The 12,954-nt window shown below is 47.6% G+C and carries 10 protein-coding genes and 1 other RNA gene; 2 read left to right on the forward strand and 9 right to left on the reverse strand.

Annotation, left to right across the window (positions count from 1 at the left end):
* The first annotated feature begins 421 nt into the window (after positions 1–421).
* A complete protein-coding gene (locus DXC57_RS03065; RefSeq protein ID WP_118651096.1) occupies positions 422–1,738 on the forward strand; it encodes a 6-phosphofructokinase in 1,317 nt (438 codons plus the stop codon).
* A gap of 203 nt (positions 1,739–1,941) precedes the next feature.
* Here the strand turns inward: DXC57_RS03065 and DXC57_RS03070 are convergent, their stop codons facing one another.
* The 8 genes from DXC57_RS03070 to leuC all read right to left on the reverse strand — a co-directional run bounded on the left by DXC57_RS03070 (position 1,942) and on the right by leuC (position 10,515).
* Positions 1,942–4,248: a SpoIID/LytB domain-containing protein gene (locus DXC57_RS03070; RefSeq protein WP_243101266.1), complete on the reverse strand. Its 2,307-nt coding sequence runs from the start codon at positions 4,246–4,248 to the stop codon at positions 1,942–1,944.
* A gap of 47 nt (positions 4,249–4,295) precedes the next feature.
* Entirely contained in the window at positions 4,296–5,552 is a 1,257-nt protein-coding gene (locus DXC57_RS03075; protein WP_107000114.1) for an AI-2E family transporter, read from the reverse strand.
* A 120-nt stretch (positions 5,553–5,672) separates the two neighbouring features.
* Positions 5,673–5,853, reverse strand: a non-coding RNA gene (gene ssrS / locus DXC57_RS03080) — 6S RNA.
* A gap of 138 nt (positions 5,854–5,991) precedes the next feature.
* Positions 5,992–6,654 carry an HAD family hydrolase gene (locus DXC57_RS03085; protein WP_118651098.1) on the reverse strand — a complete coding sequence of 221 codons (663 nt, stop codon included), beginning with the start codon at positions 6,652–6,654 and terminating at the stop codon, positions 5,992–5,994.
* Positions 6,655–6,812: 158 nt separating this feature from the next.
* Positions 6,813–7,634: a cell wall hydrolase gene (locus tag DXC57_RS03090; RefSeq protein ID WP_022359395.1), complete on the reverse strand. Its 822-nt coding sequence runs from the start codon at positions 7,632–7,634 to the stop codon at positions 6,813–6,815.
* A gap of 438 nt (positions 7,635–8,072) precedes the next feature.
* Positions 8,073–8,540: a Cys-tRNA(Pro) deacylase gene (gene ybaK, locus DXC57_RS03095; RefSeq protein ID WP_117796452.1), complete on the reverse strand. Its 468-nt coding sequence runs from the start codon at positions 8,538–8,540 to the stop codon at positions 8,073–8,075.
* 40 nt (positions 8,541–8,580) lie between these two features.
* Positions 8,581–9,066: a 3-isopropylmalate dehydratase small subunit gene (leuD, locus tag DXC57_RS03100; protein ID WP_022359393.1), complete on the reverse strand. Its 486-nt coding sequence runs from the start codon at positions 9,064–9,066 to the stop codon at positions 8,581–8,583.
* A gap of 183 nt (positions 9,067–9,249) precedes the next feature.
* On the reverse strand, positions 9,250–10,515 hold the full coding sequence (gene leuC, locus DXC57_RS03105; RefSeq protein WP_022359392.1) for a 3-isopropylmalate dehydratase large subunit: 1,266 nt from the start codon (positions 10,513–10,515) through the stop codon (positions 9,250–9,252).
* Between the two features lie 263 nt (positions 10,516–10,778).
* Here leuC and DXC57_RS03110 point away from each other — a divergent pair, with 263 nt between their 5' ends.
* Positions 10,779–11,663 carry a LysR family transcriptional regulator gene (locus DXC57_RS03110; RefSeq protein WP_118651100.1) on the forward strand — a complete coding sequence of 295 codons (885 nt, stop codon included), beginning with the start codon at positions 10,779–10,781 and terminating at the stop codon, positions 11,661–11,663.
* Between the two features lie 95 nt (positions 11,664–11,758).
* Here DXC57_RS03110 and DXC57_RS03115 read toward each other — a convergent pair whose 3' ends face one another.
* Positions 11,759–12,922 (reverse strand): acyltransferase family protein, encoded by a 1,164-nt coding sequence (locus tag DXC57_RS03115; protein ID WP_182457191.1) that lies wholly within the window; start codon positions 12,920–12,922, stop codon positions 11,759–11,761.
* Between the last annotated feature and the right edge of the window lie 32 nt (positions 12,923–12,954).

Consider the following 12,954-nt stretch of genomic DNA (forward strand, 5'->3'; position numbering starts at 1 on the left):
TCCTGTTAAAAAAGGCTTTTCGGTAATTTCCTATGAAACAAAAAAACACCCCGTCCGCTGCACAAAGCCAACGAACAGGGTATTAAAAAGGGGAGGATAAGTATTCAAAAATTTCTCTTTTGTGATACTAACAGTATGACCCGTTTCTGCTATTCTATACATCTATCTCCAAATTTTTATACGCCTTTTATCTGCTTCCGAGTATCCGCTTTTCATATTATTTATCATATATGCCTTTTTCTCTTGCTTTCTTCCTCTCTTTCCGTTACAATAGATACGTTTTGAGTTGTACTTTTTAATTTATTTTTACCTCTATGAAAAATACAACTCCAGCAAATCATTTTATGTACATTTTTATATTGATTTAAAACTTTTTATATCATAAACCTTGTACTTACCTCACAAAAAGGAGATTTACCTTATGAACAAGAAAAACATCTTAGTCGGACAGTCCGGCGGACCGACCGCGGTTATCAACGGGAGCCTTTACGGTGTTATCTGCGAAGGTGCGCGCCACAGCGATGCGGTTGGCTGCGTCTACGGTATGATAAATGGAATCGAGGGCTTTCTCGCGGATTCTTATATGAACCTTTCAGAAACACTCTCCGATGACGATCTGGAACTTCTTCGCCTGACTCCGGCGGCGTATCTGGGTTCCTGCCGTTTTAAACTCCCGGAGAATCTCTCCGACAGCTTCTACCGCGTCCTCTTTGAAAAACTGGAACGGCTGGACATCGGCTATTTCTTTTACATCGGCGGCAACGACTCGATGGACACCGTCAGCAAGCTTTCCCGCTATGCGGTGCAGATCAAAAGCCCGATCCGCTTTATCGGCATTCCCAAGACGATCGACAACGATCTCGTCCTGACCGATCACACGCCGGGATACGGCAGCGCTGCCCGCTATGTCGCTGCATCCGTCCGTGAAATTGCGCTGGACGCCTCTGTCTATCAGCAGAAATCGGTCACCATCGTTGAGATCATGGGACGCCATGCCGGATGGCTGACGGCTGCCTCTGCCTTAGCACGCAAGGAAGCCGGTGACAATCCGCTCTTAATCTATCTGCCGGAAGCTCCATTTGAGCTGGCACAATTTAATGACGACTTAAAGAAAGCGTTTGAAAAGACAGCGAATGTCATCGTCTGCGTCTCCGAGGGCATCCGCGACCACGGTGGTCGTTTTATCTGCGAATATTCAACCGAAGCCCAGGTCGACACCTTCGGTCACAAAATGTTAGCCGGATGCGGCAAAATTCTGGAAAATTATGTCCGCAACCAGTTCGGCGTCAAGGTGCGCTCGGTTGAGCTCAACGTCAACCAGCGCTGCTCCGGTCTCACCGTTTCCGGTACTGATTTAAACGAGGCTGAAATGGCAGGTCGTTTCGGCGTCCAGGCAGCCCTGGACGGTCACACTGGACAGATGGTCGCATTTGAGCGTGAGACTGATACAGCTGCTTCTGAACCTGTTCATGCAGCTGCTGCCGTTTCAAACGCTGCGGACTTAGGCGCAGCATCCGCTTCATGCGTAAAACATCGTAACACTGTATATAAAATTCATCCAGTTCTCAAGGATGTCAATCTGATCTGCAATCAGGAAAAGAAAGTACCTGCTGAGTGGATCACGAAAAACGGTACCGATGTCAGCGATGATTTCCTGGCTTACTCGCAGCCGCTGATCCAAGGGGACGTTTCCCATATTATGGAAAACGGACTTCCAAAATATTTGTACCGAAAATAGTCCGTCACGCAGTATAACTGCTTCATCCTTGAATCCATACAAGCAGCAGAAAAAGAGACGCTTCTTTCATTTTACGGATGCGTCTCTTTTCTACTTAATTATACATAATACCTGAATTTTTTCTAAATTTACCCCAATCACACACTCTTATCATTTGAGGAGGAATCCTGACCGTGCCCTTTCAGCGCAGCCATCTTCTAAATCTAATCTTCCTCACAATCCCGAATTTCAACCCCATCATAAAAGAACATCAGAATCTCTTCATAATTCTTGCCTTCGCGCGCCATCTCCTGTGCGCCGTTCTGGCTCATGCCGACTCCGTGACCGTAGCCTCCGCCCCAGATGGTAAATGTGCGGATGTCTTTTTCCTCATCCCTGGCAGTTTCATCCACCGAGAAAAAGGCACTCGGTAGCGTACTCCATCCTGTCAGTTCGGTTCCGTCATTTTTCTTATAAACGAGTGATTCCGAGCCGAGGACACTCCGGATCTGACTCTGACCTTTCAGTGTCTTGGTTCCCTCGCTTCCGACGATCTGCACCGTCTGCGCGATACCACCCGTACCGCGGGAAGTCACAAAAATACCCTGAATCTCGCCGATGGTATCTACCTTCTGCTGCAGCTTCTTATTCGTGATCGTTGTTTTCCAGCGGTACATCGGGAACGAGGAATCATAATTCTGCTCACCCTGTCCCTGGATAAACTTGAGAAATGTGTCGTTGTCCGTCAAATCCGGAATCTTCTTCTTTTCCGTCAAACCGATCCCTTTCAGATACGGAACCTCGTCTTTGCTGGCGCCCCAGATCGTTCCATCGGTCGAATATCCGCAGGAAGTTGAAAAATAATACGTCTCCGCCGGGGTATCGTTGTAATATACGATCTTCCCGTCCGTCTCCTTGACTGCCAGATTCGTCCGCTCACTGCTCTCTGTATTATTGTACACCTGATAGTTCGTGCTGTCATCAACGTGTGCACCGTAACGGCTGTAGGCATTCGCCTTGATCTGCCGGTAGGCATACGTCCGTGCGCAAACTGCCTGCGCCTTGAGCGCCTCCAGCTCATAATTGGATGGCATCTCGCTCGGCACTACGCGTGTCAGGTAATCTTCGACGTCCAGCTCATTGATCAGAAGCAGCCCATCCGACTCCTCGCTCAACTCGAAGCTGCCGAAATACGACGGCGTTCCCTGCGCCCGCTTGGTGCTCAGGATGCGGATCTCCTTCTGCGGATCTTCCAGCGTGATCGTCATGCGCCCTTCTTTCAGACGGTCATCGCCAGGACTCACGGACAATTTCGTTCCCGGGCTCAAAGTCTCCTCTGATTCGCCCCAGGTCACATGCATCGTGCTGTCCGACTGGAGTACCACTTTCGTGTGAAACAAGGAGGAATAATCATCATTCATGATCAGCACGCGGATGTTCGTCGCTGAAAAATCATGATTTAAGAGTGCTGCGCAAACCTTTTTGCCAGCCACGACAAATTTTCCCAGATCATAGCCGACCAGCACATCCCGCTTTTTCTGCTCCTTGACGACTCCATATGTTTTATACACTTTAAAATCATCGTCCAGTTTCAGCGTTCCGTACCCGTCAATCTCGATCGTATCATCCTTGACCGAGAGTACCTTTCCTTCGATCATGTCTTCCTTGAGCGACAGCTTGCGGATCTTGCCCTTATCCAGCTCGACATCCGCCAGCACGCCATCGGTACGATCCTTGAGCTTTTCTTCCTCTGGAAATGTCCGGACGATCGTGCCAATATACACATTCATCCCACCCGATTCTCCCGGAACGATCCAGACATTCTTATATGTAACTTTTTCAGACTGTACGCCGCACAGCGTGATGATCGAACCATCACGCTCATAGACCTCGATCTTCCGATCGATGCAGGCATCCAGCGACACGCCCTCAAAATTCATCGTTCCCTGATCCGTATATGCCGTCCATGCCGCTGCTTCCTTCACATTTTTCGGTGTTCCATAAAGCACCAGCTTCTGTTTTTTGACCGCGTTTTCCGAATCTGCCTTTTTTAAGAATGACTCATAAAACAGCCACCATTCTTCCTTCGGCATTGCCTTTTTATATTTATTTTTAGATACATTCAGGGCGCTCGAAAGCCCTTTGGAAACACGATCCGCCGCATATGCCGCTTCGCCATAGGTCAGTGCGCCCATCGCGTAGCTTTTACTTATCTTCTCGTCTCCCGGCTCCAGATAGCCTTCCTCAATCATATAGTCAATATATTTGGCATACCATTCATCCTGATCCGGCGTTCCAAAATGGCTTCCGTGTTCTCCCTGCGACGCAACGATGTCGTCCCGGTCTGCAAATGATAACGCCATAGCTTTCGATGCCATGGCGCGTGAAATATCATTATCCGAGTGATCCAAAAATACAATTGCAAAGAGCAGGAGTGCCAGAAAAGCCGGAATCGCCACTGCCCAGTAAACCAGCTTTTTAGGTTTCAGAGGCTGTACTGCCTTTCGCGATCTGCCTGTTTTCTTTTCCATATTTCTCCAGCCGCCTTTATTTTTTAACTGTCCTTTCTCATTCACAGTCACTTTTTATTTAACTCCATAAACGTTCCTGTTTTCTCATCAATGTGGTCTAACTTCCGGTATTCGTCTGTCTCCATCGGCAATTTTCGAAGCCGCAGTGACCGGTGCACCGCGCGGGAGATCAAGTCATAGATAACCGCAAATGCCGGTACAGCGATAATCATGCCGACGAAACCAAAGAGTCCGCCAAAGAAGAGAATCGAAAACAGTACCCAGAAACTCGAAAGTCCTGTCGAATTGCCCAGGATCTTCGGTCCCAGAATATTGCCGTCAAACTGCTGCAGAAGCAGAATCCAGATGAGGAAATACACACACTGGAGCGGACTGACCAAGAATACCAGGAACGCTGCCGGTATCGCACCGATGAACGGTCCAAAAAAAGGTATCACATTCGTCACACCGATAATGACGCTCAAAAGCATCGGGAACGGCATATTTAAGATCGTCACACCGATGAAACAGATAATACCGATAATGAGGGAATCCACCAGCTTGCCGATGATGAAGCCGCCGAACATCTGATTGATAAACCGGAGCTCCTCGATTACCAGATTCGCCTGTCTTAGATTCAGGCAGCCATAGACAATCTTCTTTCCCTGTGCTGCCAGTGTATCTTTGATATTTAGCAGATACACCATGACGATCAGACCGATCAGCCAGTTTTTGATAAATTCCAGGACACCCAGCACGCTGCTGGAAAGGCCTGTCACGATCTGTCCAATCCGGTGCATATCAATGTTGGTAAACGATTTCTCCGCCCAGTTCTGAAAAACTGCCAGGTTATTTTCAAAACTGCTCAGAACCATATTTTCGATCTCCGGATTATTTTTCAAAATACGCTGAATCCATTCATACACATTCTGCACATACAGCGGAAATGAATCCTGAATGCCAATCAAACTCTCGATCAGCTGCGGGATCATAAGCTGGAACATCCCTACCACAAGCACAATAACCAGCCCCAGACATGCTGCCGTCGCAAGCATCCGGGCTGCACCACGGACGTATTTGGAATTCTTAGTGACAGAGCCAAGGGTCTTTTCCACGATCCCTGCTACCCAGTTATATGCCGGGGCGGTCAGATACGTCAGCACCGCACCGCAGAGAATCGGCGCAAGGATTTTCACAACCTTGCGGGTGCCCGCCGACACCACATCCCAGTGTTGGATGCTGAACCAGAGCAGTATGCAGACCGCAATCACCGAAACTGCCGTCATACCCATATAAATGTATTCTTTGAAATCTCTTTTTTCCATACTTATGTTCTTATCCGTTCCTCTTTTCTGATTTTACAATGTGCTTCTGGAAAATGTTACATTTTCTTTACACACTTTCTTTTACAGAGAAAGCAGCGATTGCTCGCTGCTTTTATCCTTTGTAACCCCAAAATGCCGGCTCTTACCATATTGACGCCTAGCGCTGCTAGGTGGGCAACCTCACTTAGATTTCTGTCTTCCACTCGAGAGGAGGCCTGACATCCATCTAAAAATATCGGAATCCCGTTAGTCAAAATGTAGGTTCAAAAAAAGCAAGAGTTGTCGAGCATCCCAGGAATTACAAATATTCTCTTTTGATACGGCTATTATACCGCAAGTCGGATGTTTTTTCAAGTTCCATTTTCTGATAATGCGGTCAGGTTGTTACTGTTCAGGTTATCCATCTCTCTATCTCTTTTAAGAAGCTTCTTTTTGTCTTTTATACTTCTCCCCACTTCATCAGGAAATCTCCCAGCTCTTCCACCGTCTCAATCTGGTAGTCTTCCCCATTTTCCGTAAATTCTTCCCGGGAACCATATCCATACAGCACTGCCGCACATGGGAGCTGATTTTCATGCGCCCCGATAATATCGTGCTTCCGGTCGCCCACCATGATAACCTTCGATTCCTCCGGTGTTGTTCCCAGACGGTCCAGCGTGTAGGCAATCACATCGCCTTTGCGGACCCGGATCTCCTCCATATCCGCCCCGCCAACCAAGGTAAAGTAGGAAAGCAGATCAAAATGCTCCAGAATCTGAATAGCAAACGGTTCCGGCTTTGAGGTTGCCACCGCCAGCGTAAGACCGGCATCCTTTAAACGTGTCAGCATCTCCCGAATTCCCGGATAGACTTTATTTTCAAACATTCCCTGTTTCGTAAAATATTCGTGGAAATGGCCGATCGCTTCGCGCGCCTGCGCTTCGCTGAATCCGTAATATTCTTTAAAACTGTCCGACAGCGGCGGTCCGATAAACGGACACAGTTTATCCAGATCCGGCTCATCGATCCCGTATGCCTGCAGCGCATACTGGACAGACTTTGTGATGCCTTCCTTCGGATCTGTAAGGGTTCCGTCGAGGTCAAATAGTATGATATGGTTCATATGGTTCGTTCTCCTTATTGTAGTCCGCAGTGCATTACTCCGCAGCACACCAGCTTGAAAAAACTACATTTTCATTGCTTACGACCATTCTAATACATTTTACGCCAAAAAGAAAGACAACTTTTCTCCAGCCATCTTTCTTTTCTGCTTTTCACTCTTTATTTGTAAAATTCATGTCCACCATGCTGCATGACATAGGTCAGCTTGCCATCGAACCAGCGTACATTGGAGGAAGCAGAGATTCCGCGGTTCATGAAGTACAGGGCGCCGCCCGAGTAATCCTCGCCTTCCAGTGCACGGTTGACGCAGTCAATTGTCTGCTGCGTTACCTTACAGCTGTTGATCGTTCCATCCAGTACCGGTGAGAACTGGGATGGTTCGTACACAACGGCTTTAACGCTGTTCGGGAATTTCTTGTTTTTCACCCGGTTGATGATTACATTTGCAACCAGTATCTTTCCCCTGTCGTCACACACACCCGCCTCCGCCTGCACAATTTTCTGCAGAACACTGTAATCTTCATCGCTGTAAGAGATGACTGCGCGTTCCCGGCGCTCCCGTTCTTCTGCTTCCTGCGCCGCCTGCTGGGTCTGCATTCGTACTTCTCGTTCGATTACCTCTACTTCCAGAGCTTCCTTCGCAAGTTCATCCTGAATCCCCTGCTCCAGTCTCTGTCCAAGTAGATGCTGACTCTCCTCGTTGGAGGCGAGAATCGTAAATTCTGATAAGCTCTCTGTCTCTGTCGTTTCTTCTGACTGCAGCATTTCTGTCAGTTCCACATCATCCGGATATTCCCGGTGTGCCGAGGCTGCATTTTTGCCAACGCCGCCAAAACTGACCGAATTAAATGCTATCACCGTCACAACCGCTGCCCCCGTCATCAATACGGCTGCGGTCCGGTACATCCTTTTTGTCACACGGACAAATAATGCCTTTATAAACTGATAAGCAGTCTGAAGAAATGTGTCAATGCTTGGCATACACTCTCCTCTTTCTATCAGTGCAGTCCTCCCAAAACCGGTCTGACTGCCATTTAACATCTGCGGCATCTTCTTTGGCTGTCTGATTTTTTCTGACAGCTAAGGACAGATCCTCTCTGCCTGTGCCGCTTCCTTCAAGTGACGGGAGACATTATATGTGGTTTCCGGCTTCAAAGTCAACGTCTTTTTTACATTTTTGTGACAAATCACATTCTCATTTAACTTTTCCTTAATATTTATGTGAGTATTTTATAAACTTTTTTGCTTTTTCTTCCCAATTTTTATAAACTTTGGCTGGTATAAAATTTTCATTTTTTTACAATTCTGTTAAATTCTGCCCGTCAAAAAAACAGGCGAATCAAGTCGCCTGTTTTTTATGTCAACTGTAATAGAACAATTATGGTATCTGTAAAGGTGTCAGACAGACTCCTTACCACTCTAGATCAGCGCTACAAACTGTGCATCCACATATTTTGCAAGTTCCTCCGGATTCAGAATGACCTGAACACCTCTCTGACCCGCGCTGATGCTGATTTTGTCGAAAATCTGCGCTGTTTCTTCTATATAAGTAGGGAACTTCTTTTTCATGCCGATCGGGGAACAACCACCTCGCATATAGCCAGTCAGCGGAAGAAGTTCCTTCATATGGATCATCTCCACTTTCTTGTCCTTGGAAGCCTTTGCCACCTTTTTCAGGTCCAGCTCCTCATCGACCGGGATACAGCAGACCAGATAGCCGTTCTTATCGCCCTTTAAAACGAGCGTTTTGAACATCGTGTCATGGTCCATCCCCATCATATCCGCCGCATGGCTGCCGGATAAGTCGTCCTCATCTACTTCATACTCGCCTGCTTCATAATCGATTCCAGCCGCGTCTAAAAGACGCATTACGTTTGTTTTTGTCATAAGCTAAACCCTTTCTGGAGACAGATTTAGTGCACTCCTCTTATTTCTGGTTGATATAGTTTACCAGTCCACCGGCTGTGATGATCTTCTGCATGAACTCCGGGAACGCCTGCCCCTGGAAGCTCTGGCCGGTGGTTTTATCGGTAATCACACCGCTGTCAAAATCAACCTCTACCTCATCACCAGCCGCGATTGCTTTTGCAGCCTCCGGGCACTCGATGATCGGCAGACCGATATTAATAGAGTTGCGGTAGAAAATACGTGCAAACGTCTCAGCAATAACACAGCTTACTCCTGCACATTTGATTGCCAGCGGCGCATGCTCGCGGGAAGAACCGCAGCCAAAGTTCTTATTTGCTACGATGATATCACCCTTCTGTACTTTATTTACAAACTCTTTATCAATATCTTCCATACAATGTTTTGCCAGCTCGTTGCCATCCGGAGAGTTTAAGTATCTTGCCGGGATGATAACGTCTGTATCTACATTGTCTCCATATTTAAATACATGTCCATTTGCTTTCATTTCTATATCCTCCTGCGATTTATCCTGTTATTTTATTCCAATTCACGAGACGGCACCTGCGATTGCAGGAACCCCTTCCCCGAACCGTAATATCCGTTTGTAACTGTTCAGCACCTTCACAGTCACCCGCAGATCTACTGAACAGTTACATCCGTTTTACTTATTCCTAAACTTTTATGCCTATTACAGTCCCAGTTCCGCCGGTCCGCTCACTTTTCCGGTAATGGCGCTGGCTGCTGCCACTGCCGGGCTTGCCAGATAAATCTCAGAATCCACGTGTCCCATACGTCCAACGAAGTTACGGTTGGTCGTGGATACACATCTCTCGCCTTCTGCCAGGATACCCATATAACCGCCCAGGCACGGACCGCAGGTCGGAGTGCTGACAACGGCACCAGCCTCGATGAAGGTCTCTAAAAGTCCCTCTTTCATGGACTGTAAATAGATCGCCTGTGTCGCCGGAATCACGATGCAGCGCAGACCTTTTTTCACTTTTCTGCCCTTTAAGATCTCAGCTGCGATACGCATATCCTCGATACGTCCGTTCGTACAGGAGCCAATGACAACCTGATCGATCGCAATGTCACCCACCTCATCGATCGTTCTCGTATTCTCCGGAAGGTGCGGGAAGGATACGGTCGGCTTTAACTCGGATAAGTCTATGGTGTACTCTTCGTCATACTCTGCATCCGGATCTGCCTCATATACCTTGAAATCACGTTTAGAATGCTCTTTTAAGTACTCGATGGTCTTCTCATCAACCGGAAAGATACCGTTCTTGCCGCCTGCCTCGATCGCCATGTTGCAGATCGTGAAACGGTCATCCATGGAAAGGTTCTTGATGCCCTCGCCGACAAACTCCATGGAACGGTACAGCGCGCCATCTACGCCGATCATACCGATAATGTGAAGAATGACATCTTTACCACTGACCCATTTTGCCGGTTTGCCGATCAGGTTGAACTTGATCGCGGACGGTACCTTGAACCAAGCCTTACCGGTTACCATGCCAGCTGCCATATCGGTACTGCCGACACCTGTAGAGAATGCGCCAAGTGCGCCGTATGTACAGGTATGGGAATCCGCACCGATGACTGCATCACCTGCTACAACCAGACCTTTTTCCGGAAGGAGTGCATGCTCGATTCCCATCTCTCCTACGTCAAAATAGTTGGTGATATCATGACGACAGGCAAATTCACGACAGCATTTGCAGTTTTCCGCCGACTTGATATCCTTATTCGGGATAAAATGATCCATAACCAGCGCAATTTTGTCATGATTGAATACCGTCTGGTTGTCCATCTTCTTCATCTCATTGACCGCTACCGGCGTTGTGATATCATTTCCAAGAACCAGATCCAGATCTGCTTCGATCAACTGTCCTGCTTTTACCTCTGCAAGACCCGCGTGCGCTGCCAGGATCTTCTGTGTCATTGTCATTCCCATGATTTATTTCCTCCTGCATATACATACTTGGTAACGGCTCCGATGCCCTTACTGTTATAGGAAAAAACTCTGTTCCAACGGTGCCGCTGCCATCTTTTACTTTTTTATGTTTGTATTATAGCACCGGTTCTGTTATAATACAAATATATATTATTAATAGATACTATGAGTCGAAGTTATAGTGTCACTGTTCACGAGTAGGCACTTTTGGAACCGAAAGTGCCTACTCGTGAACAGTAACTTTATAGATATAAAGGAGTATTATGGAACAACATTTAACCCAGTACCGTATTTTCTACGCCGTTGCACGCGCCGGCAATATTTCCCGCGCCGCCAAGGAACTTTTTATCAGCCAGCCCGCGATCAGCAAATCAATCAGCAAGCTGGAAGAAAGCCTCGGCATGGCACTTTTTATCCGCAATTCCCGCGGCGTCTCCCTGACCGCAGAGGGACAGGTCTTATTTCAGCATGTGGAAGCCGCCTTTGAAGCTCTGGAGCGCGGTGAAAATGAGCTAAAACAGATCCAGAACCTCCACATCGGACAGCTCAAGATCGGCGTTAGCAACACTCTGTGCAAATATATTCTTCTTCCTTATTTAAAAGGATTTATTGCACAGTACCCGCACGTCCGCATTTTGATTGAAAGTCAGGACACTGCACGCACAATCTCGATGCTGGAACAGCAGAAGCTCGACATCGGTCTGATCGCCGAGCCGAAAAACCGCCGCAGCCTTTCGTTTCTTCCAGTCATGCGAATCGAGGACACATTTGTCTGTACCCGGTCGTATCTAGAAAATCTTCGGATCCGCGAAGGTGCCGACGTCGATCCGTTCGAATCCGGGACAATCCTGTTGCTCGACCGCAGCAATATGACGCGCACCCACATTGATGCGTACTTTGCAGAGCACGGAATTGAACCAAAGCAGATTTTAGAGGCGACGACGATGGATCTTCTGATTGAATTTGCCAAAACGGGGCTCGGAATCGGATGTGTGATCCGCGAGTTTGTGCAGGAAGAATTAAAGGATGGTTCGCTGATCGAACTCCCGCTGGAAACGCCAATCCGAAACCGGACGATTGGATTTGCTTATCATCCGTCGGCGATGACGCGGACGATGAATGATTTTGTGCAGTTTTGTTCGGAATGATGAAATAATTAGCAACACGGAGGGAAAAGATCCGGCGCATGGTGGTCGAACTTCCATACGCCGGACTTTTTCTGTTTAGTTCCTATTTTTCAATTTTATTTTAAAATATTCTTCGCACATTTCCACACACATGGAAATATTTTCCCATCTACCAGCCAGACATACACTTTCGAACAAATTCCAATTAAAATACAGCTCAGAACCAGATTCACCCCGATCGCCAGCTTCTCCCCCGCCTCGGAATAAATGCTGTAAAACCAACAGGAAAAGCTGGCAATCACAAGCCAGTGCGTCAGGAAGATTCCCATGCTATACTCGCCGATCCACAGAATGATTTTTTTGAGAGTCTCCGGAAGCCAGGTTTCCAGACCGCCGAGCCAGAAGAGACGGAAGCCTAAAATCATCAGGAATGCAGCAACATGACCATAGAATTCCATGGTTCCGAGTCCGCCTGGAAATCCATGCGCTCCCAATGTGGTTCCGATCCAGAAAGATTTTCGAACGAACCAGATGCTGAAAATCCAGAGGGCAGCACCAAAAATGCCATATTTTTCTTCTCCATCTTTAAGCAGATTCTCTTTTCGCTCTCTTTCTTTCATGGACTTTTCAACTGCCCGCATCAGCAGACAGATCCCATTTCCCAGAAGCAGGCAGATATAAAAGCTGTTCATTCCGATCAGCACTGCCGCGACACCTGCCAGAATCAGGATTTTCTGGCGGGTTCCTACTTCCCGGAGGGCGGATGAAAGTACAAGAGTCAGAATACTTCCCATGAAAGTGTAGGTCAGCATCCAGGATGGACCATAGTACGTTGAATCCGCCTTGAAGATTGTATCAAACCAGGCATAGCGGATCGCCTTCAGACCGCCTGGCAGATAGCTGTAAAAGTTGCTCAGCCACTCATTTTCCAGACGCGGCGCAACCCGCACCGTGTAGAAGAGACCGCCCCGGTAAAATAGATATGCCAGCAGAAAGGTGACCGTCAGCGGGCAGGTCAGTTTCAGATAGCGGCGCAGGATCTCTAAGCTCCACGAAGTAAACCGCCCGGAATATACCTTATCAGCTATCAGCATTCCGCTGATCATCAAAAAAAGACTAACCCCGAAGGTTCCATAGCGGAACAGGGGAAGCGGTCCTATTTCCATCAGCGCATTTACCTTATTGCTGCCCCAGCTCCCGAATGTACCGAACCAGTGACTTCCAAAAACCGCCAGACAGGCGTATGCCTTGATTATATTTACGTCATCATAGCGTTTCATCCGCGTTTCCTTTCCCATTCATATAAAAAGAA

The organism is Clostridium sp. TF06-15AC, assembly GCF_003481165.1.
GTDB lineage: Bacteria > Bacillota > Clostridia > Lachnospirales > Lachnospiraceae > Otoolea > Otoolea fessa.